This is a genomic window from Comamonas sp. GW821-FHT11H03 (assembly GCF_058807955.1).
In genome coordinates this window covers 86,059-108,287 of the sequence record NZ_JBXARF010000003.1, presented here as the reverse complement: position 1 = coordinate 108,287, position 22,229 = coordinate 86,059, and the positions used below count along the sequence as shown (strand labels likewise).

The following is a 22,229-nucleotide window of genomic DNA, read 5'->3' as shown; positions in this document are numbered from 1 at the left end:
ACCACCGATATGGCCGAAAACGTGCCAGCCGCTGACGCATCCGCAGCATCCCAAGGCCAGGCGCCCGAAGGCGTGGCCTATCCCAAGACCATCAAAAGCTATGTGCGCCGCGCAGGCCGCACCACTACGGGCCAGGCCAAGGCTTTTGAAGAACTGGGTCCGCGCTTCCTGCTGCAATACCAGAAGGCTCCTCTGGACGCCGCAGCCGCCTATGGCCGCGACGGCAAGCTGATTCTGGAAATCGGCTTCGGCATGGGTGAAGCCACCGCCCATATCGCCCGCGTGCGCCCCGACGACAATTTCCTGTGCTGCGAGGTCCACGAGCCCGGCGTGGGCGCACTGCTCAAGCGCATTGGCGAGCAGGAGATCGAGAACATCCGCATCCTGCAGCACGATGCCGTGGAAGTCATCGACAACATGCTGCCCGAAGCCTCGATCGACGGCGTGCACATCTTCTTCCCCGACCCCTGGCACAAGAAAAAGCACAACAAGCGCCGCCTGATCCAGAGCCCGCTGATCGCCAAGCTGGCCGCTCGCATCAAGCCCGGCGGCTACATCCACTGCGCCACCGACTGGGAACCCTATGCGGTGCAGATCCTGGAAGTGCTGAACGCAGAGCCCATGCTGCAGAACACGGCCGAGAACTACGCCGAGAAGCCCGACTACCGCCCTCTGACCAAATTCGAAAACCGTGGCATTCGCCTCGGTCATGGCGTCTGGGACCTGGTGTTCAGGAAGAAGTAACCCCCTGAGGCGCTTTGCGCCTTCCCCTAGCCGGGCGCCCCCTTTCTCTTCGGGAGGGGGACGACACCGTCGGTGCGGGGCGGCCCTTGCTTGCTGTCCCTGATTTGGATTAGCGCCAGTTGCAAGGGTTTCGCTCCAAGCCATAAAAAACGCTCCTCATTGAGGAGCGTTTTGTTTTGGAGCAAGGCAGCCTGGACTGCCTTTTGGTGCTTGCCTTACAGGCGCTCGGCTTAGAGGCGCTCGGCTCAGAGGCGCTCGGCCACCCAGGCCTGCACGCTGGCCAGCGCTGCGGGCACGGCTGCGGCATCGGTGCCGCCAGCCATGGCCATATCGGGCTTGCCACCGCCCTTGCCGCCCACTTGCTGGGCCACAAAGTTCACCAGCTCGCCGGCCTTGACCTTGGCGGTTTCAGCCTTGGTCACGCCTGCTGCCAGTTGCACCTTGTCGCCGTCCACGGCAGCCAGCACGATCACGGCCGCACCCAGCTTGTCCTTGAGCTTGTCCATGGTGTCGCGCAAGGTCTTGGCGTCCGCTCCTTCGAGCTTGGCGGCCAGCACCTTCACGCCATTGACGTCGGCTGCCTGCGTGAGCAGCTCATCGCCCTGGCTGGAAGCCAGCTTGCCCTTGAGCGCAGCGATTTCCTTTTCCAGTGCCTTGATCTGATCCAGCGCACCGCCGATGCGGTTGGTCAGCTCGGCTGCAGGGGCCTTGAAAGCGGCCGCGGCCTGGTCCACGGTGGACTCCAGCGACTGCAGATAGGCCAGCGCGTTCTCGCCGGTAATGCCTTCGATACGGCGCACGCCAGCGGCCACGCCGGATTCACCCACCACCTTGAACAGGCCGATGTCGCCGGTACGGCTGACGTGAGTGCCGCCGCACAGCTCGCGGCTGGAGCCGATGTCCAGCACGCGCACGGTTTCGCCGTACTTCTCGCCGAACAGCATCATCGCGCCGGTCTTCTGGGCCGATTCGATATCCATCACGCGCGCATCGGTGGCGGTGTTGGCCAGCACCTCGGCATTCACGCGGGCTTCGATCTCGCGGATCTGCTCGGCAGTCACCGGGGCGTTGTGTGCAAAGTCGAAGCGGGTACGCTCGGCATTGACCAGCGAGCCCTTTTGCTGCACATGGCCGCCCAGCACTTCGCGCAAGGCCTTGTGCATGATGTGTGTGACCGAGTGGTTGCGCATGGTCGCAGCACGCACGGCGGTATCCACCTGTGCTTCAACGGCATCGCCCACCTTCAGGCTGCCGGCTTCCAGCACGCCGTGGTGACCGAATACATCGGCCTTGATCTTGAGCGTGTCTTCCACGGCAAAGCGGTTGCCGCCCGCAACAATCACGCCCTGGTCGCCGACCTGGCCGCCCGATTCGGCGTAGAAAGGAGTCGTGTCCAGCACCACGACACCGTTTTGGCCGGCCTGCAGCTCGTTCACGCTCACGCCATCGGCGTACAGCGCAACGACCTTGGCAGCCTCGGCCAGCTTGTCGTAGCCGGTGAACACATTGGCGTCCCCTGTGTATTCCAGCGCGCGGTCCATCTTGAACTTGCCGGCTGCGCGGGCAGTTTCCTTCTGGTGCTGCATGGCGGCGTTGAAGCCGGCCTCGTCCACCGTCACGCCACGCTCGCGCGCCACGTCGTTGGACAGATCCAGCGGGAAGCCGTAGGTGTCATGCAGCTTGAAGGCCACATCGCCGGGCAGCACCTTGACGTCGCCGGCCAGTGCGCTGTCCAGGATTTCCATGCCGTTGGCCAGGGTCTCGAAGAAACGCTCTTCCTCGGCCTTGAGCACGCTGGTGATATGCGCTTCCTGCTCCTTGAGCTTGGGATAGGCATCGCCCATCTGCACCACCAGGTCGGCCACCAGCCTGTGGAAGAAAGGAGTCTTCTGGCCCAGCTTGTAACCGTGACGGATGGCGCGGCGGATGATGCGGCGCTGCACATAGCCACGACCTTCGTTGGAAGGAATCACGCCGTCGGACACCAGGAAGGAGGTCGCGCGGATATGGTCGGCAATCACCTTCAGCGAAGGAGTGCTCAGATCTTCGGTGTGGGTTTCACGGCCGGCAGCCTTGATCAATGCCTGGAACAGGTCGATCTCGTAGTTGCTGTGCACATGCTGCAGGATCGCAGCCAGGCGCTCCAGGCCCATGCCGGTGTCCACGCAAGGTGCGGGCAGCTTCACCACGGAGCCGTCTTCCTTCATGTCGAACTGCATGAACACGTGGTTCCAGATCTCGATGAAGCGGTCGCCGTCTTCTTCCGGGCTGCCGGGAGGGCCGCCGGCAATGTGCTCGCCGTGGTCGTAGAAGATTTCCGAGCAGGGGCCGCAGGGGCCTGTGTCGGCCATCATCCAGAAGTTGTCGCTCTTGTACTTGCCGCCCTTGTTGTCGCCGATGCGGATGATGCGCTCGGCAGGCAGGCCGATGACGTTCTTCCAGATGTCATAGGCTTCGTCGTCTTCGTGATAGACCGTGGCCAGCAGCTTCTCGGCGGGCAGGCCGAAGACTTTGGTCAGCAGCTCCCAGCCCCACTCGATGGACTCCTTCTTGAAGTAGTCGCCGAAGGACCAATTGCCCAGCATTTCGAAGAACGTGTGGTGGCGCGCGGTGTAGCCCACGTTTTCCAGGTCGTTGTGCTTGCCGCCGGCGCGCAGGCAGGCCTGCACCGAAGTTGCGCGGTTGTAGGGGCGCTTGTCCGAGCCCAGGAACACGTCCTTGAACTGCACCATGCCGGAGTTGGTGAACATCAGCGTCGGATCGTTGCCGGGAACCAGCGAGCTGGACGCGACAACCGTGTGGCCCTTGGAAGCGTAGAAATCCAGGAACGTCTTGCGGATGTCCGCAACGGAAAAAGTGGGTGTACTCATGGTGTTTGGTATGAAGACGCCTGCATGACGCCTGCGATCAGTACGGCCCGGCGCTGCTTTTTCAGGAGCTGCGCAGACAGGCAAATCAGCCGAACATTATAGGTTTGCGGCTACATACCCGCGCGGCCTTGTGCCGATAACAGCGATCATGAATTTTCATGCGTTGCATTAATGTCTTCATCATCGGCTTGCGGATAATCGGCAACCACTATGAGCGACACACCCCAACCCGAGACCTCCAAGCCCGCTGCCCCTGCCAAAAACCGACTGGTGGTCTGGCTCATCGCACTGCCCGTGATCATCTTTGGCGCGCTCATGCTCATCGGCCAGTTCATGGACGATCCGCTCAGCAAGCAGCGCTGGACAGAAGCAGAAACCATCAAGATCTGCTGGAAACAGACGGCCAAGCCCGAGGCCGAGCGCAAGACCCAGGAGTTCAAAACCCCTCAGGACTGCGAACGCCTGGAGTTCGATTTCAAGACCCGCTACGGCGAAAACCCTTGAAGCGGCCGCGACGCAGCAAGCCTGTGGCAGGCGTGCTGCGTGACTGACGGGCTTACTCTTCGCCCCAGTCTTCGTCCGCGCCCTCTTCCTCTTGTGCTGCAGCCAGCGCGATCATGCGATCGAAGGTCTCGATGATCGCGATGCGGCGGTCCTGCTTGTAGCCCTCCTCGGGCTCCAGCTCGTCGATGCTCTGGTCCCAGGCCTGCAGATAAGTGGCTTTCCATTGCTCCAGCGTCGGCAGATCCGGCCACAGCGGATGCATGCCGCCCTCGGCCATGGCGCACAGCAGCTCGATGCGGCAAGGCACCAGATCCGACTCCGTCTCGCCCGCCTGCAAAGCCTCGGGCGAGTCCAGTGCCTCGGCAATTTCATCGATGAGCTGGCCCGTGATATCGGCCAGCCAGTCCAATGCGGTGTCGTTATCGAAATTGCCGTGCGACCAAGTGCCCATGACCAAACTCCTTGCTGCGATATGTCCCTAAACCAAGGCCCAACATAGCGGGCCTTGATGTCAAAACTGTGTCAGTCCAGGCGATGGCCCAGGCGCTACGTATCAACGGTTGCGATTTTTCATGGCGCGCTCCACCTCGCGCTTGCCTTCTCGGTCCTTGATCACATCGCGCTTGTCGTGCTCGGCCTTGCCCTTGGCCAGGGCGATCTCGCATTTCACGTAACCGTTCTTCCAGTGCAGATTGATGGGCACCAGGGTATAGCCCTTTTGCTCGACCTTGCCGACGAGACGCTTGATCTCGTCCTTTTTCAAGAGCAGCTTCTTGATGCGTGCCGAGTCCGGATTGACGTGGGTGGACGCCGTCTTGAGCGGGTTGATCTGGCAGCCCAGCAGGAACAGCTCGCCGTCCTTGATCAGCACATAGCCGTCGGTGAGCTGCACCTTGCCGCTGCGCAGGGCCTTGACCTCCCAGCCGTGCAGCACCATGCCGGCTTCGTGGCGCTCCTCGAAGAAATAGTTGAAAGCTGCTTTTTTATTGTCGGCAATGCGCGACGATGTTTCTGGTTTCTTGGCCATGGAATATTAGTTGCAGGCGGACCGGAGATGAAAGCTCTCCCTACAATACTGGATTGCCGTCTCGCCTCTGAGCGATGATTTTAGTTTCGCATCGCGCCTCTGGGTATATTGACCTAGGCCAATTCCCTGCTCTTGCGCCCTGCTGATTGCTCTTTGTTCATGAAAAACGTCAACAAGTCCGTCCTCATCTGGTACAGCCCCGAAGAAATGTTTGCCCTCGTGACGGACGTGGCCCACTATGCCGACTTTCTGCCCTGGTGCGATCATGCCAAGATTCTGGAGCAGGACGACACAGGTATGACAGCCGAGGTGGGTATTGCGTTCAGCGGTCTGCGCAAGTCTTTCGTGACGCGCAACACGAACAGTAGCATGGATGACGGCGGCAAGCAGGTCAGCATGCGTCTGGTCAAAGGACCTTTCTCGCGTCTTGAAGGCCACTGGCGCTTTCATCCCGTAGGCGACGGCACGCAACGCGCCTGCAAGGTCGAGCTGCAGCTGGACTACGGCTTCGACAACGGTGCCGTGGCCGCCATCATCGGCCCGGTCTTCGACCGCATCGCAGGCTCCATGGTCGACGCCTTCATCAAGCGAGCCGAACAAATCTATGGCTGATGCTCTGCCAGAGGTGATCGACATCACCGTCTGCACATCGCCCTGCTCCGGCACCGTGCAGGAAGCCCTGTTGCAGCTTCCCGCTGGCAGCACTGTCCAGCAAGCTCTGGACGCAGTGACCGCCTCAACAGCCATGCCGGATGTGCAACTGCCCGAGGCCTTGGCCGGCATGGTCGGTATCTGGGGCAAGGTCGCGAATCCGGGCCAGGTTCTCAAGCATGGCGATCGTCTGGAGATCTATCGACCACTGACCGTAGACCCCAAGGTCGCCCGACGCGAACGCTTTGCCCGCCAGGGCGCGCGCAGCGCCGGTCTGTTCAAACGCCAAAGAGACGGAGCCAAGGCGGGTTACTAGCCAACAGGACTCAAAAAAGCGCCTACTGAAGGCGCTTTTTTTATTGAAATCCCGGCGAAGAGCCCAGCAAAGACCCGGCGACTACTGCGCCGACTCTGCCATGGGTCCGCAATCGGAAGCGATCACGGCATCGGCGTGCTTGATCTCGGCATCGCGCGCGGCCTCATCCATGAAGCCACGCTCGCCCTTGGCATTCACATGGGAGAGCAAGCGGCCCGACGCCAGCGTTGCCTTGGCCTGCCTGGCACGATTGCAGTTGTCCTGGCGCTGCTTTTCCTTTTGCAGTTTGTCGGCCTGGGTCTTGGCTGCTTCCTGCTCCTGCATCTTGCGCTTTTGCTCTTCCAGCCCTTTGTCCACACCGGCTTGCGCCACGGGCTTGGCCGCGCCGACCTCCGGCACCGCCGAAGGTGCTGCGACTCTGGCACTGCCGGGGCTGCGCAAAATATTCTTGGCGGGGATATCGGCCGGCGGAGCCCTGTCGCTGAACACCTTGCGCCCCTGACCATCAATCCATTGCCACTGGGCAATTGCGGGAACCGTGCAGCTGGCAATGGCTGCAAACAAAGCGAACTTGATGGCGTGCATGGAGTCAATAAGTCTTGGAGTGGCGTTGGGGATTCTGGGTCACGAGCCCACATTGTGCGGCAAGTCACAGGTACAATCTTTCTTTTGGAGCCATCACATGCGCCTTCTCGGAAAAGCACTGACCTTTGACGACGTCCTGCTCGTTCCCGCCTACTCCGAAGTCCTGCCCAAGGACGTTTCCCTCGCCACCCAATTCACTCGCAATATCCGCCTGAACCTGCCCCTGGTGTCTGCCGCCATGGACACGGTGACAGAAGCGCGTCTGGCCATCGCCATTGCGCAAGAAGGCGGTATCGGCGTGATCCACAAGAACATGACAGCCGAGCAGCAAGCCGCTGAAGTGTCCAAGGTCAAGCGCCACGAATCCGGTGTGGTGCACGACCCTGTGGTCATCACCCCCGAACACACCGTGCTGCAAGTGCTGCAGCTGTCGGAAGAACGCGGCATTTCGGGCTTCCCCGTGTGCGACGGCGGCAAGGTGGTCGGCATCGTGACCAGCCGCGATCTGCGCTTCGAGACCCGCTACGACGTCAAGGTCAGCCAGATCATGACGCCCCGCGAAAAGCTGATCACCGTCAATGAAAAAGACGGCACCAGCCCCGCCGAAGCCAAGGCACTGCTGAACAAGCACAAGCTCGAGCGAATCCTGGTGGTGAACGACGCCTTTGAACTCAAGGGCCTGATCACCGTCAAGGACATCACCAAGCAAACCACCTTCCCCAATGCCGCACGTGATGCATCGGGCCGCCTTCGCGTGGCTGCCGCTGTCGGCGTGGGCGCTGGCACCGAAGAGCGCGTGGAACTGCTGGTCAAGGCCGGCGTGGACGCAATCGTCGTGGACACGGCTCACGGCCACTCCAAGGGCGTGATCGACCGCGTGCGCTGGGTCAAGCAGAACTACCCCCAGGTGGACGTCATCGGCGGCAATATTGCCACCGGCGCTGCCGCCCTGGCTCTGGTGGAAGCCGGTGCCGATGCGGTCAAGGTCGGTATCGGCCCCGGCTCCATCTGCACCACCCGTATCGTGGCTGGCGTGGGCGTGCCCCAGATCATGGCCATCTCCAATGTGGCCGACGCCCTCAAGGGCACGGGCGTGCCCCTGATCGGCGACGGCGGCATCCGCTTCTCCGGCGATATCTCCAAGGCACTGGCTGCCGGTGCCTCCACCATCATGATGGGCGGCATGTTTGCCGGCACCGAAGAAGCTCCTGGCGAAGTGATTCTGTACCAGGGCCGCTCGTACAAGAGCTACCGCGGCATGGGCTCCATCGGCGCCATGCAGCAAGGCTCGGCTGACCGCTACTTCCAGGAATCCTCCACCGGCAACCCCAATGCCGACAAGCTGGTTCCCGAAGGCATCGAAGGCCGCGTGCCCTACAAGGGCTCCATGGTCTCCATCGTCTATCAGATGGCTGGCGGCGTGCGCGCCTCCATGGGCTACTGCGGTTGCGCCACGATCTCCGAGATGAACCAGAAGGCCGAGTTTGTGGAAATCACCGCAGCCGGCATCCGTGAATCTCACGTGCACGACGTGCAGATCACCAAGGAAGCGCCCAACTACCGCGCTGACTGATTGACCCGCTAGTCTCAAAAGCAGGACGGGCCTCGCCTGCCCTGCTTTTTTCATTTCAGGAGTCTTCATGAAACTTGCCGAAGCACTGCTTCTCAGAGCCGATCTGAAGAAAAAGCTGGCCTCGCTGCGCGAACGCATTGGCCGCAATGCCCTGCTGCAGGAAGGTGAAACGCCCAAGGAAAAGGTCGAAGACCTGCTGGCCGAAGCCTACTCTGCCCTGCAGGAGCAGCAATCGTTGGTGCGCCGCATCAACGCCGCCAACGAAAGCGCCAAGCTGGCCGATGGCCGCCTGCTTGCCGATGTACTGGCGCAGCGCGACACGCTGATTGCACAGCACTCCCTGCTGATCAGCACCATCAGCGCCACCAACAAGGATGTGGATCGCTACAGCCAGCGTGAGATCAAATGGGTGCCGCAGATTCAGGTGGCCAGCCTGCAAAAACAGGCCGATGATCTTTCGCGCAATATTCGTGAAGTCAATGTCGCGGTTCAGGCGGCCAACTGGCAGATCGACATTTAAAGCAGTTTTTGAGCGCTGCGGGCGAGTGCAAAGACCCCAATGAGCAACAGGGGGTTGAAAACATACTGGGGCTTACTTGGCAGCGCGGCGGGCAGCGCACAGTGTCACAACACACTTACAACGAAGCCCATCACCTGTCACCACGTACTTTTGAGAACGTACTCCGCACTACCTTGCACTGACGCAGCGCTCTCCTCTATCGCCACCATGTCCTTTGGTTTCTGGTCAGAATTCACCCCATTCTGACCAGAATGCTAAAATCGGGTCTGATTCATTGATCAGATCCGTTTTTTTGCTTTCACCCTCCATGCACTGCGTCGGTATCTACGAAGCCAAAACCCGCTTTTCCGCCCTGGTCGAAATGGTCGAACAGGGCGAAGAAGTTCGCATCACGCGCCATGGCAAGGAAGTCGTGCGCATGCTGCCCATGCGCCGCAAGCCGGTGATCACCGATGAGCAGATTGCCCGTGAGCTGGAGCAGATTTCGGCCCTGCAGCAGACAGTGAAAGCTCAAGCAGCCACACATACCGCAGCGGACAGCACCACTGGCCTGCGCCACACAGGACGGAGCCAGGCATGAGCGCCACCGCTTTTGTGCTCGATGCATCCGTCACCGCCGCCTGGTTGCTGCCTGACGACGCCAGCGAGCACACCAGACGCCTCTACACCCGTATCCGCCGCGATGAAGTCGACCCGCAAGCCCCCAACCTCTGGCAATGGGAATGCGGCAACCTGATTGCATCGGGCGTGAATAATGGCCGTATCCCGCAGACCTCGGTCGAAGGCCTGTGGGGCGTGCTGGAAGCCATTCGTCACCGCGTGGAGCTGCACGACCTGGCTCCCGCACAGCACAAGGCCGTGCTGGATGTGGCGCTGGATACCGGCCTGCCCACCTACGACGCCGCATACCTGTGGCTGGCGCAATCGCTGCGCCTGCCGCTGGCCACATTCGATGCAGCCCAGATTGCAGCCGCCCGCAAAAGCGGCGTCACCGTCTGGGCTCCCGAAGATTTCTAATCCCTTTTTGCCACCCTCTTGCCCTTGATCACCATGCAACACGACAAGATTCTTATTCTGGACTTCGGCTCCCAGGTCACACAGCTGATTGCGCGCCGCGTGCGCGAAGCCAATGTCTACTGCGAAGTCCACCCCTGCGATGTGAGCAGCGACTGGGTGCGCGAGTTTGCCGCCGACGGCAAGCTCAAGGGCATCATCCTGTCGGGCAGCCATGCCTCCGTCTACGAAGTGGACGACCGCGCTCCCGACGCCGTGTTCGAGCTGAACCTGCCCGTACTGGGTATTTGCTACGGCATGCAGACCATGGCCACCCAGCTGGGCGGCAAGGTCGAAGGCTCCAACACCCGCGAATTCGGTTACGCCGAAGTGCGCGCCCATGGCCACACCAAGCTGCTGCAAGGCATCGAAGACTTCGCCACGGCCGAAGGCCACGGCATGCTCAAGGTCTGGATGAGCCACGGCGACAAGGTCACCGAACTGCCTGCGGGCTTCAAGGTCATGGCCTCCACGCCCTCCTGCCCCATCGCCGGCATGGCCGACGAAGCACGTCGCTACTACGCCGTGCAGTTCCACCCCGAAGTCACGCACACCGTGCAAGGCCAGGCACTGCTCAACCGCTTTGTGCTCGACATCTGCGGCACGCAAGCCGACTGGATCATGGGCGACTACATCGAAGAAGCCGTGGCCAAGATCCGCGAGCAGGTGGGCGACGAAGAAGTGATCCTGGGCCTGTCCGGCGGCGTGGATTCGTCGGTGGCTGCTGCCCTGATCCACCGCGCCATCGGCGACCAGCTGACCTGCGTGTTCGTCGATCACGGCCTGCTGCGCCTGAACGAAGGCGATATGGTCATGGAGATGTTCGAAGGCAAGCTGCACGCCAAGGTCGTGCGCGTCGATGCCTCGGCCCTGTTCCTGGGCGAGTTGGCCGGCGTGTCCGAGCCCGAGCAAAAGCGCAAGATCATCGGCCGCCTGTTCGTGGACGTCTTCAAGGCCGAAGCCGAAAAGCTCAAGGCTGCCAACGCCGGCTCCAAGGGTGCAACCTTCCTGGCCCAGGGCACCATCTACCCCGACGTGATCGAGTCGGGCGGCGCCAAGAGCAAGAAGGCCGTCACCATCAAGAGCCACCACAACGTCGGCGGCCTGCCCGAGCAACTGGGCCTGAAGCTGCTGGAGCCCCTGCGCGATCTGTTCAAGGACGAAGTGCGCGAACTGGGCGTGGCCCTGGGCCTGCCCCGCGGCATGGTCTACCGCCACCCCTTCCCCGGCCCCGGCCTGGGCGTGCGCATTCTGGGCGAAGTGAAGAAGGAATATGCCGACCTGCTGCGCCGCGCAGATGCCATCTTCATCGAAGAGCTGAACAACTGGATCGACGAAAAGACCGGCAAGAGCTGGTACGACCTGACCAGCCAGGCCTTCACCGTCTTCCTGCCCGTCAAGAGCGTGGGCGTGATGGGCGACGGCCGCACCTACGACTACGTCGTGGCCCTGCGCGCCGTGGTCACCAGCGACTTCATGACGGCCGACTGGGCCGAGTTGCCCTACGGCCTGCTCAAGAAGGTCTCCGGCCGCATCATCAACGAAGTGCGCGGCATCAACCGCGTCACCTATGACGTGAGCACCAAGCCACCAGCAACCATCGAGTGGGAATAAAGCGCTGTCGTGAACTGACACGCAAGCTTTAGGCCTTTTCTCATGCAAGCCCGCGATATCGCGGGCTTTTTTCATTTCTATCTAGCCATATCTGGAACTAGCCGGTCTTACGAAGTCGGCGGGTTTCGGTGGCACTTTGCATGGCACCGAGCGTCGCCCATACCATCCGCCTCGTCGATACCATCAGCCCTGCCTTCTGCAGTTGATGACATCAAAATCACCTAATTATTTGATTTTAAAGACAATACCATGCACAAAAACGCGCTTGTTTGCTGGTGGTATCGCGCATATGCCCGCGAGCAGTCACCGCAGGAGCGCGAGCAATACGAGTTTGCAGAGCAGGAGGCCAAGGCTCGAAGAGTTGGACTTTGGCGAGAGACCGAGCCAATCGCGCCATGGGACTGGCGCAAAGCCTTATGCGAGCCTCGGCACAACCTAGTCCGTAAACAACCCATTGCTGTCATTTGAACTGTGCCGCTCTATGCCTGCTATGCAGTGTGGATTCAACTGGTCAATGCAACACAATGATTGCCTCTGGCGGATGGAGTGTTGGCATGAAGCAAAGACCGCGGATTTACTACACCGAAGCTCAGAAAGCCCTGATGTGGGATCGCTGGAAAGCTGGCGATACCCTGCACGAGATCGGCAAGCTGTTTGACCGACCACACTCGTCCATTCACACCATCTTGAGTGCGACGGGTGGCATCCGGCCACCAGCGAGGCGTCGGTCTCGCTGGGCATTGACCATTTCTGAGCGAGAAGAAATCTCCAGGGCGTTGGCCGCAGGTGAATCCATCCGCTGCGTTGCCAGGCGCTTGAAGCGAGCAGCATCCACCATCAGCCGAGAACTCCTACGCAATGGCGGCAAGACTTGCTACCGAGCTACAAAGGCAGACGAGGCTGCCTGGGGGCGGGCACGTCGCCCAAAGATGTGCAAGTTGGCCTGCAATCCTGCGCTGGCACAGATCGTGGCGGGTAAATTACAAAGTCTATGGTCGCCCGAGCAAATAGCAGGGTGGCTCAAACGAACTTACCCGGGCGCAAAGGATATGCAGGTGTCTCACGAAGCCATCTACCGCACGCTCTTCGTCCAAACACGCGGAGCCTTGAAGAAAGAGCTTCTGGAGCATCTGCGGCGCACCAGAGGAATGCGTCGCTCACGCCATTACACCCAGAAGACGCCGACCCATGGCCGGATCGTTGATGCAGTGCCCATTAGCGAGCGCCCAGCCTGCATAGAGGATCGAGCAGTGCCGGGCCATTGGGAGGGCGATCTGTTGTTTGGCGATGCCTACAGCCAGATTGCAACTTTGGTGGAGCGGCACACGCGCTACGTAATGTTGGTCAAGCTGGTGGACAAGGACTCGTACACCGTGGCGGCGGCGCTGGCCAGGCATGCGCAGACCTTGCCACAAGAGCTCTATCGTTCCTTGACCTGGGATCGAGGATCGGAAATGGCGGGGCACAAACGATTCACTGTGGCCACCGACATCCAGGTCTACTTCTGCGATCCACAAAACCCATGGCAGCGCGGAACGAACGAGAACACTAATGGGCTACTGAGGCAGTACCTGCCCAAGGGCATCGACATCTCTGGCTACTCGCAGGATGAATTGGATGCGATTGCGAGAAAATTAAACGAGCGGCCCAGGAAGACCTTGGGGTACAGAACCCCGGCTGAGATGTTTAACGAATGTGTTGCATCCATCGGTTGAATCCACAGCCGAACTGCGACTGTCGCCGTTTGACCCACAGCGGTCTTTGCTATTCAAATTAAGCGCTGGCTAAGAAAGAGAGTTGCCGCAGGACGGCGCTGTTGCATAAATCAAGTTTGAGGCGAGCTTCCCCAAACCCCGGCCGTGGCTAGGCCACGGCTACCGTCTGAGGACGGCCCAGCTCAGTGAATCGGTTCAATATGGCTGCCCTGATATGCAGCTCGTTGACTTGGCGCTCAAAGGTGCGAGACATCACTCGTTCACCCAATCGTTCAATGCAGTTCATCTTGGTCTCCACCAAGCTTCGCCGGTGGTAATCGCCCCACACTTTCCATATCCTTCGACCCAAACACCGGCATGCGGCGACCGCTGCATTGCGTTGTACGACTTCCAGTTTATGGTGCGAAGCATTGCTTTCTCTAGCTCGATTCACTCATCCGACGAGGCTTTCACATTTGAGTGCTGGGGTTATGCACCAACGTCCCTGCTTACTAGTAAAAATCCTCCCAACTAGTCAGACAGATATTTTTTCAATATGGTAGAAACTTCATACTTTAATTGTTCTTCATCAAATTCATAAACTTCTCGCAGCCCATCGTCAGCACAATACATATCGGCTGCACAAAATATACTAGATAAGCATTCACTTAATCGGGACTCGTCTTTCTGAAGAATACCATTATCTCTTTCAATTCTCCAGAGGTCGATATATGAATTTGAGAAAGATGTAGCAGAAATTTTTCCTGCTACAAAGGATGTAGCGATTTCAAAGAGAGAGGAACTCAACGTAAAACTCCATTTTTCATATAATTTTCGTACTGAGGTGTGCCGGGGGATAATTTGAATCCAGTCACGAAAATTCCTTTTCCATCCAAAATTACGGCATTATTTGTTTGCGGGTCGAAAAAGACTTTTGAATCCTTTACAAAACTATAAGTACCATGTGCAATAGTACTTGGTGATTTCATATGAGATTCAATAGCTGCGCCAAATTGATTGAGTGTATCAGGATTTTTTTAGTAGTTATCACACCAAAATCTAAAGCGTGCTTGAATTTTTTATCTAGTTGCTGCTGAGAAATATTCTTCAACTCGCCAGATACTCCCACGCCATCTTCAGAATCATTTTTTTCACTAAAAACTGGCCCTATCCCAGGCAACGGATCTGCAGGACTTCCAGGCAAGACACTATCCCCGGCTTCTGAGGATCCAGTGGTTTTCCACCCACAACCCCGCTCTCTCGGTCCCTCCGCTGGATAGGTCGTCGACGTCCCCCTGGTATGGGGTTTGAGGTCTTGTCATTGCCCGTGTGGCTCGGCCCCGGCTTCGGTCCGTAGCCACCACCGTAGCCAGGTATCTGATCCGCCAGACTCGGTTGTTTCGCCTCAAACTCCTGGGTCAACTGTGCAGCCAACCATGCCACCCCTGCCGCCGGCAGCAGATTCATGCACACGTTACTGCTCGCACACGTGCGCAATAGCGCCTGGCTGGCCTGGTCCAACAGCCTCAGCCCTCCCGCCCCGAGGCGCTGCCCCTGTTGAACAGCAGCATTAACGGTATTAATAACAAGTAGGTTGTTCTGCGCAGCCTCATTGAGCGCACCGGCTCCTGCTGCCGCACCACCAGCGGCGCTGCCCGCACCAAAGGCTAGCAAGCCCGTCAGCGCGGCCGCTGTGCTTGGCTCGACCCCTTGTCCAATCAGATAACCTGCGACATGCGGCGCAGCAACACTAGTGAGCCCTGCACCTGCCGCACCGGCCACTCCACCACCTAATCCGCCAAGTAGTGCATGGCCACCAGCGCGGCATGCGCCATCCGGACCCCAGCAACGCGCCTCATCTTCATTTTTGGCATTGGCAAATCGAGTATTGGCATATTCACCCCATGACTTGGCCGACTGCTTCCCAAACTCCGCCGTGATTACCACCTGCGCATCGATCTCGCGCTGCACCTTGTTCTGATCAAATATCCGCTCGATCCCCGTGGCGTCGCCCGTGCGCACGCTCTGGTCGCCGGCGATGCCCGAGATACCCGCCGTGGTGGTGCCTTGGGCACTGCCGCTGTCCTGGCCTACACCGGCTCCCACGCCCTTGACGCCGAACTTGCCCGCGTCGTTGCCCACGCTGGCATTGACCCCCACGGCCTGACCTTCGTAGCTAGCCTGGTTGTGCAGGTCGCTGGTGGTGAGTGCGACTGCGGTGCTGAAACGGTTCTTGTCCTGATCTATCGCCGTCTGGTTGCTGGCGATGACAGCGCCCTTGAGGTCGGTGTCGCCCTTGACGTTGACCTGGAAGCCGCCGTCCCCTGCCTGTATGCCGCTTTGCTCGGTGACGCTTTGGTAGTGGCTGTTGACCTTGCTCTGGCCGGCATTCAATCCGCCGCCAATGGGCACGCCTGCGGGGCTGATGGTGAGGCTGCCGCCCGCCGTCTGGTTGCGGCTGGCATAGCTGCTGCTGTCCTGCAGGCTTTCGAGTTTGAGATCGCCACCCACATCGGCCACCACCTGCTTGCCGCTGACCACCGCCCCCTTGAGCGTGGTGTCACCACCGGACTGGAGAGTGACGCTGTTGCCTGCGGCTATATGGGTGTTGGTGTGGGTGAGATCGTCACCGGCCTGGTTGCCACGGCCTTTGCTGGCACTGACGGTAATGCCGGTTTGCGCTCCCACGCTCACGCCGATGCTGCCGGAGCTGGAGCTGCTGTTGCCGCTGAGGCTGGCCGTATTCTGTGCCGCCTGCAGACGGATATCGCCTTCTGCGGCCAAGGTGGCGTCCTGGCCGGCAGTGATATCCGAGCCGCGAACCAGGATGGAGCTGTCCGCCCCCGCCCCTTGGGCTATTACGTGTCGCCTCTAAAGTGAAAGAATGGCCCAGAATAACGCAACTAATTGCCAAATATAGAATTTCGTAGTTTGTTTTGATGTGAGATATCGGATGACTCAGAAAACGTTTCATCCTTTACTGACGCAAAACAAAATTTCTTTTCAATTTCTTCAATCTGCCAACCGGCAGAAGACATTTCTTCAAGTCTACGACCTCCAATTAATTCCCAGAAAATGTCGCTGAACCACATTTTATCACCAACTGCTTCAACATATCCATCTTTCAAAATACGCCTGCCCGGGTTTTTTGAAATATCAATAAAAATCTCATTTAACGGAGGAGGAAGATTATTCGAAATTAATGGAATATTGCCATAATCTCTACCTCTAGATTCATATTCTGCAATTTGTTCTGCATTTTGCCAAAAATCATAATCAGAATCTATCACCCAAGCTTGTACAAACCCGTCAACAATTAGAAAATTCTGAACCCATTTCCTCCAATTTTTTAATGCACCTGGCTTCTTTTCATTTATACAAATGAATGAATGATTAAATGCTCTTACAAATCCGAATTTAAAACTAAGATCCGCAGCTAAAAATTCATATTTCCACTTCCCCTCTTTTTCAACTTCTGAAATGTATGTTTCTATGTTATCTTTTTTTTGCCTAATAGAAAAATCAAAATTTCCATAAATCTCCACTAAGGTTGTCTTTATTTTTTTTATAAAAAATAAATCATCAGCAGGCTTGTTTAAAAAAATTAACTCTAGTTTTTGACATTTTTTCATTACTTGAACTCGCGAATAATAACTGTTACACCGTTTTGTCGACCATATGCTATTAAGGATTGTGCAGCTTTTATTCCGCCCGGCTCCACCCTTATATCAAGCACCATTTTTGCAGGAATTCCATTAACGGTTGCCCCATTACTTCCTAAATCATATATATGGGCTTGCATCCTATCCATCCAGGTAGACCCTGATGTATCTACGGTTTTTAGACTAACTAAAACATTGTCTTTTTGAAAATCAACAAGTGGGAATTTACCATCATTTAATTGACCTATATTAAACCATTCCTTATAATCCGTGGTAGATAAATATGATTCAATTGCATTTCCTCTATCTGTAGGATTTTTACTCCAAATATCTGATAAATTTTTTGGATTAATTTTTGAAGCATTATTTGCGGGAGAGCTTGAATTATTTTTTACTGATGAAACTATTAGATCACCATAAGTAACCTGCTCACTAATTGGCAAAGTTCTAACCAAGTCCTTAGCCCATTTTTCTGCTTGATCCGAAGGATATCCTTCGAGAATATTATTCAACCATTTTTTTAATTCATCTGGACTATTTAGAGGTGGAGCTCCATATTTATTTTTAATTTTTGAAGGATCTGGCAGGGGATTAACCAAAATTGCGATTGGTTGAGGCCTGTCTCCGGCAGCAAAACCAGGTATTGTCGCTATTTCGTCCGGCGTCAATATCGCCGCAACCTTGGCAACGAGCGCAGCCCCGCCCAGTTGCAATGCTCTCACGCAAGCTGGCGAACTCAAGCAGGCCCGGGCAGCAAGTGCTCCACCGGCAATCACGCCTTCCACAATGACTGGAACAGCAAACACAAAGTTGTTGTTGACCTCATTGGCCGCACCTGCAGCACCAGAAGCCCCCCCCATGGCAGCGCCCGAGCCAATGACCGTGAGCTGCGTAATAGCCTGCGCCGCGTTGGGCGCTATGCCGCTGTTGACCAAGGCCTGCTGTACTTGTGGCGCCATGACGCTAGACAGGCCTGCGCCCGCAGCCCCAGCCACACCGCCACCCAAGCCGCCCACCAGGGCATGCCCGCCTGCACGGCAGGCTCCGTCGGGCCCCCAGCAACGGGCTCCCTCTTCATCTGTTGCTGCCACAGCTTTGGCGAACTGTTCGTTGGCGTAATCACCCCAAGCCTTGCTGGCCTGCTTGCCAAACTCCGCCGTGATTGCCACCTGCGCATCGATGTCGCGCTGCACCTTGTTCTGATCAAATATCCGCTCGATACCCGTGGCGTCGCCCGTGCGCACGCGCTGGTCGCCGGCGATGCCGGAGATACCCGCCGTGGTGGTGCCTTGGGCACTGCCGCTGTCCTGGCCTACGCCGGCTCCCACGCCTTTGACGCCGAACTTGCCCGCGTCGTTGCCCACGCTGGCATTGACCCCCACGGCCTGGCCTTCGTAGCTAGCTTGGTTGTTCAGGTCGCTGGTGGTGAGTGCCCCGCCAGTGCTGAAGTGGTTCTTACCCTGATCTATCGCCGTCTGGTTGCTGGCGATGACAGCGCCCTTGAGGTCGGTGTCGCCCTTGACGCTGACCTGGAAGCCGCCGTCCCCTGCCTGTATGCCGCTTTGCTCGGTGACGCTTTGGTAGTGGCTGTTGACCTTGCTCTGGCCGGCATTCAATCCGCCGCCAATGGGCACGCCTGCGGGGCTGATGGTGAGGCTGCCGCCCGCCGTCTGGTTGCGGCTGGCGTAGCTGCTGCTGTCCTGCAGGCTTTCGAGCTTGAGATCGCCACCCACATCGGCTACCACCTGCTTGCCGCTGACCACCGCCCCCTTGAGGTGGGTGTCGCCGCCAGACTGGAGAGTGACGCTGTTGCCTGCCGCTATATGGGTGTTGGTGTGGGTGAGATCGTCACCGGCCTGGTTGCCACGGCCTTTGCTGGCACTGACGGTAATGCCAGTCTGCTGCCCCACGCTCACGCCGATGCTGCCGGAGCTGGAGCTGCTGTTGCCGCTGAGGCTTGCCGTATTCTGGGCCGACTGCAGACGGATATCGCCTTCTGCGGCCAAGGTGGCGTCCTGGCCGGCAGTGATATCCGAGCCGCGAACCAGGATGGAGCTGTCCGCCCCCGCCCCTTGGGCAACGATGTTGACATGGCCGCCGGCCTTGACGGTGCTGCCACGTGCGCTGTCGCTGGTTTGTGCCGTGTTGCTCTGGCTTTTGCTGGAGCCCAGGCTGACGGAGATGGAGGCGGCCTTGGAGGGGTCGCCACCGGCCAGCGCCTGGGCAGCGCCCTGCAGTTCGCCCACGGAGTTCTTGACGTTCAACGCCGTCGCTGCTGCTGCCAGGGCCTGCATGCGGCCGCTGCTGGTGTTGCGGGCGGCATCCGCCATGTTGTCGGCTGTCTGTATGGCGCTGATGACGGGGCTGCCGATGCTGACGCTCAAGCCGCTTTGCTTGAAGCGTTGCTCGGTGGCGGAGCTGCCGGTTTCGCGGGCCTCGACGATCTGAACCTCTTTGGCCACGACATTGACGTCGCCCTTGGGGGCAATGACATCACTGCCAACCTGCTGGTAAGCATTGCCCGCAAGGATGTTGACATCGCCGCCCACGCTGCCAACCGTTAGTGACTGCGGCTACTTTGCCAGACAGACCGTTATGTTAAAGCGCGAAGCGATTTACCCCGCAGACCCTGCCAGGACGGGCCGGGCTCGATGCCTGGACTGGACTGCAATCGACGCTCTGCGCGTAGCGCCTGGAGTTGAATGTTGGGCAGAGAACCTACGTCACATCCCTGCCACCAAAGCGTTTCAATAAATTCTCACAAGCCTCTGGAGCAAATGATGCAGCCCACAACTCGGTTTTTTCATACTCAGGCTTAAGTTTGGCAAGTGCGTCAGGGCTCCAAAGATGACGTTGCGCCTCATAAGGCAAGTGATCGGTTTCTGAATAGATTGCAACGAACGCATTGAAATCCGGATCAGACTCCGACACTCCGCCAATTTGGCTACGCAATTCAAAGACAGTTTTGGCCCCCTCAAAGAAAGTGCATTGATTATTGAGCATCGCCTGCACAATTTGCACAAGTTGATTGCGTGCAGTTACCTTTACCTCCTGCGGATTCACGGACACACTCATGGTTTACCCCCTGGGAACGTTACAGGCTGAATAGTTTTTGGCTCCACTACTTGACCGGTAATCGCATTGCGATATGCATGTACTTCAAATATTGAACCATCAGCAGCCGTGTAACTACTACTGCTGACCTTGCTCCAATCTTTGGGATTACCTCCGTACTCAGCGGCCAACCGAGGTGCATCACGCAAAGGCACGCTGGAGCCATTTCCCGCCATGACAATGCCGCCACCAGCAGCTATCTGAGTAACCTGCTGCTCGCTGGCAAGTGATTTATTTAATCCCAATCCAGTCGCTGAGTTAGCTGTACCGCCAGAAGTCACCGGCGCTTCAACCGCCCCCCCCTTTGCCCCCTCATTGAAAATCGGTCCAATTCCCGGCAACGGCTCTGCAGGACTGCCCGGAAGTATATTATCCCCCGGCTTCTGAGGATCCAGTGGTTTGCCACCCACAACCCCGCTCTCTTTCGGCCCCTCCGCTGGATATGTCGTCGACGTCCCCCCTGGTATGGGGTTTGTGGTCTTGTCATTGCCCGTGTGGCTCGGCCCCGGCTTCGGTCCGTAGCCACCACCGTAGCCAGGTATTTGATCCGCCAGACTCGGTTGTTTCGCCTCAAACTCCTGGGTCAACTGTGCAGCCAACCATGCCACCCCTGCCGCCGGCAGCAGATTCATGCACACGCTACTACTCGCACACGTGCGCAATAGCGCTTGGCTGGCTTGGTCCAACAACCTCAGCCCTCCCGCCCCAAAGCGCTGCCCCTGTTGAACCGCAGCATTAACCGTATAAATAACAAGTTGGTTGTTCTGCGCAGCCTCATTGAGCGCACCGGCTCCTGCTGCCGCGCCACCAGCGGCGCTGCCCGCACCAAAGGCTAGCAAGCCCGTCAGCGCGGCCGCTGTGCTTGGCTCAACCCCTTGTCCAATCAGATAGCCTGCGACATGCGGTGCAGCAACACTAGTAAGCCCTGCACCTGCCGCACCGGCCACTCCACCACCTAATCCGCCAAGTAGTGCATGGCCACCAGCGCGGCATGCGCCATCCGGCCCCCAGCAACGCGCCTCATCTTCATTTTTGGCATTGGCAAATCGGGTATTGGCATATTCGCCCCATGACTTGGCCGCCTGCTTGCCAAACTCCGCCGTGATTGCCACCTGCGCATCGATGTCGCGCTGCACCTTGTTCTGATCAAATATCCGCTCGATACCCGTGGCGTCGCCCGTGCGCACGCTCTGGTCGCCGGCGATGCCGGAGATGCCCGCCGTGGTGGTGCCTTGGGCACTGCCGCTGTCCTGACCTACGCCGGCTCCCACGCCTTTGACGCCGAACTTGCCCGCGTCGTTGCCCACGCTGGCATTGACCCCCACGGCCTGGCCTTCATAGCTAGCCTGGTTGTGCAGGTCGCTGGTGGTGAGTGCGACTGCGGTGCTGAAACGGTTCTTGTCCTGATCTATCGCCGTCTGGTTGCTGGCGATGACAGCGCCCTTGAGGTCGGTGTCGCCCTTGACGCTGACCTGGAAGCCGCCGTCCCCTGCCTGTATGCCGCTTTGCTCGGTGACGCTTTGGTAGTGGCTGTTGACCTTGCTCTGGCCGGCATTCAATCCGCCGCCAATGGGCACGCCTGCGGGGCTGATGGTGAGGCTGCCGCCCGCCGTCTGGTTGCGGCTGGCGTAGCTGCTGCTGTCCTGCAGGCTTTCGAGTTTGAGATCGCCACCCACATCGGCCACCACCTGCTTGCCGCTGACCACCGCCCCCTTGAGGTGGGTGTCGCCGCCAGACTGGAGGGTGACGCTGTTGCCTGCGGCTATATGGGTGTTGGTGTGGGTGAGATCGTCACCGGCCTGGTTGCCACGACCTTTGCTGGCACTGACGGTAATGCCGGTTTGCGCTCCCACGCTCACGCCGATGCTGCCGGAGCTGGAGCTGCTGTTGCCGCTGAGGCTGGCCGTATTCTGAGCCGCCTGCAGACGGATATCGCCTTCTGCGGCCAAGGTGGCGTCCTGGCCGGCAGTGATATCCGAGATCTGGCCGCCCAGATTCTGGATGTTCTCGGCGGTGATGTTCAAGGTGTTGCGGCCCGCAATGCTGCCGCTGTTGATGGCATTGCCGGAAAGGATCAGATTCACATCCGAGGCTGCCAGCAAGGTGCCTGTGCCATCCAGGTCGCCTGGCTTGACCCTTAGCCACACCAAACGGAGCGCGAGCGTAGTGACTGCGGCTACTTTGCCAAACAGACCGTTATGTTTAGTTGCGCAGCAACTAACCCCGCAGACCCTGCCAGGACGGGACGGGCTCGATGCCCGGACTGGACTGCAATCCAGGCTCTGCGCGCAGCGCCTGGAGT

At 58.6% G+C, this 22,229-nt stretch carries 20 protein-coding genes and 2 pseudogenes; 11 read left to right on the top strand and 11 right to left on the bottom strand.

From position 1 onward, the window contains the following. The first annotated feature begins 9 nt into the window (after positions 1-9). Positions 10-744, top strand: coding sequence for a tRNA (guanosine(46)-N7)-methyltransferase TrmB (trmB, locus tag AC1RTQ_RS08835; RefSeq protein ID WP_003074922.1), 735 nt, complete (start codon positions 10-12; stop codon positions 742-744). A gap of 245 nt (positions 745-989) precedes the next feature. On the opposite strand, the gene alaS is transcribed toward trmB, so the two are convergent. Continuing rightward, positions 990-3,614, bottom strand: a complete 2,625-nt coding sequence (gene alaS / locus AC1RTQ_RS08830) for an alanine--tRNA ligase (RefSeq protein WP_492875054.1) — start codon at positions 3,612-3,614, stop codon at positions 990-992. A 210-nt stretch (positions 3,615-3,824) separates the two neighbouring features. Between alaS and AC1RTQ_RS08825 the strand changes: the two genes are divergently transcribed. After that, complete coding sequence (locus tag AC1RTQ_RS08825; protein ID WP_304350310.1) at positions 3,825-4,118, top strand: hypothetical protein; 294 nt, start codon at positions 3,825-3,827, stop codon at positions 4,116-4,118. A 52-nt stretch (positions 4,119-4,170) separates the two neighbouring features. Here AC1RTQ_RS08825 and AC1RTQ_RS08820 read toward each other — a convergent pair whose 3' ends face one another. Together AC1RTQ_RS08820 and smpB are read right to left on the bottom strand one after the other, a co-directional pair. Continuing rightward, positions 4,171-4,569: a DUF4259 domain-containing protein gene (locus tag AC1RTQ_RS08820; RefSeq protein WP_409817735.1), complete on the bottom strand. Its 399-nt coding sequence runs from the start codon at positions 4,567-4,569 to the stop codon at positions 4,171-4,173. A 102-nt stretch (positions 4,570-4,671) separates the two neighbouring features. Next, positions 4,672-5,145, bottom strand: a complete 474-nt coding sequence (gene smpB, locus AC1RTQ_RS08815) for an SsrA-binding protein SmpB (protein ID WP_003054725.1) — start codon at positions 5,143-5,145, stop codon at positions 4,672-4,674. A 159-nt stretch (positions 5,146-5,304) separates the two neighbouring features. Between smpB and AC1RTQ_RS08810 the strand changes: the two genes are divergently transcribed. Together AC1RTQ_RS08810 and AC1RTQ_RS08805 are read left to right on the top strand one after the other, a co-directional pair. Further along, on the top strand, positions 5,305-5,757 hold the full coding sequence (locus tag AC1RTQ_RS08810) for a type II toxin-antitoxin system RatA family toxin (RefSeq protein ID WP_087083198.1): 453 nt from the start codon (positions 5,305-5,307) through the stop codon (positions 5,755-5,757). Further along, positions 5,750-6,112: an RnfH family protein gene (locus tag AC1RTQ_RS08805; RefSeq protein ID WP_409817733.1), complete on the top strand. Its 363-nt coding sequence runs from the start codon at positions 5,750-5,752 to the stop codon at positions 6,110-6,112. Before AC1RTQ_RS08810 ends, AC1RTQ_RS08805 begins: the two co-directional genes overlap by 8 nt. 81 nt (positions 6,113-6,193) lie before the next feature. On the opposite strand, the gene AC1RTQ_RS08800 is transcribed toward AC1RTQ_RS08805, so the two are convergent. Beyond that, positions 6,194-6,697 (bottom strand): DUF4124 domain-containing protein, encoded by a 504-nt coding sequence (locus tag AC1RTQ_RS08800; protein WP_492875053.1) that lies wholly within the window; start codon positions 6,695-6,697, stop codon positions 6,194-6,196. Between the two features lie 97 nt (positions 6,698-6,794). Between AC1RTQ_RS08800 and guaB the strand changes: the two genes are divergently transcribed. The 7 genes and pseudogenes from guaB (at position 6,795) to AC1RTQ_RS08765 (ending at position 13,172) form a co-directional block, all read left to right on the top strand. Further along, complete coding sequence (guaB, locus tag AC1RTQ_RS08795; protein ID WP_003074909.1) at positions 6,795-8,270, top strand: IMP dehydrogenase; 1,476 nt, start codon at positions 6,795-6,797, stop codon at positions 8,268-8,270. Between the two features lie 67 nt (positions 8,271-8,337). Then, the gene (locus AC1RTQ_RS08790) at positions 8,338-8,790 is read left to right on the top strand and encodes a DIP1984 family protein (protein ID WP_409817731.1); all 453 of its coding nucleotides are present in this window, start codon (positions 8,338-8,340) and stop codon (positions 8,788-8,790) included. Between the two features lie 307 nt (positions 8,791-9,097). Then, a complete protein-coding gene (locus AC1RTQ_RS08785) occupies positions 9,098-9,370 on the top strand; it encodes a type II toxin-antitoxin system Phd/YefM family antitoxin (RefSeq protein ID WP_304350305.1) in 273 nt (90 codons plus the stop codon). Continuing rightward, entirely contained in the window at positions 9,367-9,807 is a 441-nt protein-coding gene (locus tag AC1RTQ_RS08780) for a type II toxin-antitoxin system VapC family toxin (RefSeq protein WP_003064858.1), read from the top strand. Before AC1RTQ_RS08785 ends, AC1RTQ_RS08780 begins: the two co-directional genes overlap by 4 nt. 33 nt (positions 9,808-9,840) lie before the next feature. Further along, a complete protein-coding gene (gene guaA, locus AC1RTQ_RS08775) occupies positions 9,841-11,457 on the top strand; it encodes a glutamine-hydrolyzing GMP synthase (RefSeq protein WP_492875052.1) in 1,617 nt (538 codons plus the stop codon). A gap of 267 nt (positions 11,458-11,724) precedes the next feature. Continuing rightward, a pseudogene (locus AC1RTQ_RS08770) lies at positions 11,725-11,925 on the top strand (hypothetical protein); the annotation flags it as partial. A gap of 86 nt (positions 11,926-12,011) precedes the next feature. Next, complete coding sequence (locus AC1RTQ_RS08765; RefSeq protein ID WP_492875051.1) at positions 12,012-13,172, top strand: IS30 family transposase; 1,161 nt, start codon at positions 12,012-12,014, stop codon at positions 13,170-13,172. Positions 13,173-13,320: 148 nt separating this feature from the next. Here the strand turns inward: AC1RTQ_RS08765 and AC1RTQ_RS08760 are convergent. The 7 genes and pseudogenes from AC1RTQ_RS08760 to AC1RTQ_RS08730 all read right to left on the bottom strand — a co-directional run. Then, positions 13,321-13,551 (bottom strand): annotated as a pseudogene (locus tag AC1RTQ_RS08760) (IS5/IS1182 family transposase); the annotation flags it as partial. 131 nt (positions 13,552-13,682) lie between these two features. Beyond that, on the bottom strand, positions 13,683-13,958 hold the full coding sequence (locus tag AC1RTQ_RS08755; protein ID WP_492875050.1) for a colicin immunity domain-containing protein: 276 nt from the start codon (positions 13,956-13,958) through the stop codon (positions 13,683-13,685). Positions 13,959-14,318: 360 nt separating this feature from the next. Beyond that, the gene (locus AC1RTQ_RS08750; RefSeq protein WP_492875457.1) at positions 14,319-15,977 is read right to left on the bottom strand and encodes a hemagglutinin repeat-containing protein; all 1,659 of its coding nucleotides are present in this window, start codon (positions 15,975-15,977) and stop codon (positions 14,319-14,321) included. A 77-nt stretch (positions 15,978-16,054) separates the two neighbouring features. Continuing rightward, positions 16,055-16,783, bottom strand: a complete 729-nt coding sequence (locus AC1RTQ_RS08745) for a hypothetical protein (protein ID WP_492875049.1) — start codon at positions 16,781-16,783, stop codon at positions 16,055-16,057. Further along, positions 16,783-19,362: a hemagglutinin repeat-containing protein gene (locus AC1RTQ_RS08740; RefSeq protein ID WP_492875048.1), complete on the bottom strand. Its 2,580-nt coding sequence runs from the start codon at positions 19,360-19,362 to the stop codon at positions 16,783-16,785. Before AC1RTQ_RS08740 ends, AC1RTQ_RS08745 begins: the two co-directional genes overlap by 1 nt. A 169-nt stretch (positions 19,363-19,531) precedes the next feature. Beyond that, on the bottom strand, positions 19,532-19,888 hold the full coding sequence (locus AC1RTQ_RS08735; protein WP_409817646.1) for a DUF2489 domain-containing protein: 357 nt from the start codon (positions 19,886-19,888) through the stop codon (positions 19,532-19,534). Beyond that, entirely contained in the window at positions 19,885-22,011 is a 2,127-nt protein-coding gene (locus tag AC1RTQ_RS08730) for a hemagglutinin repeat-containing protein (protein ID WP_492875047.1), read from the bottom strand. Before AC1RTQ_RS08730 ends, AC1RTQ_RS08735 begins: the two co-directional genes overlap by 4 nt. Positions 22,012-22,229: the final 218 nt, after the last annotated feature.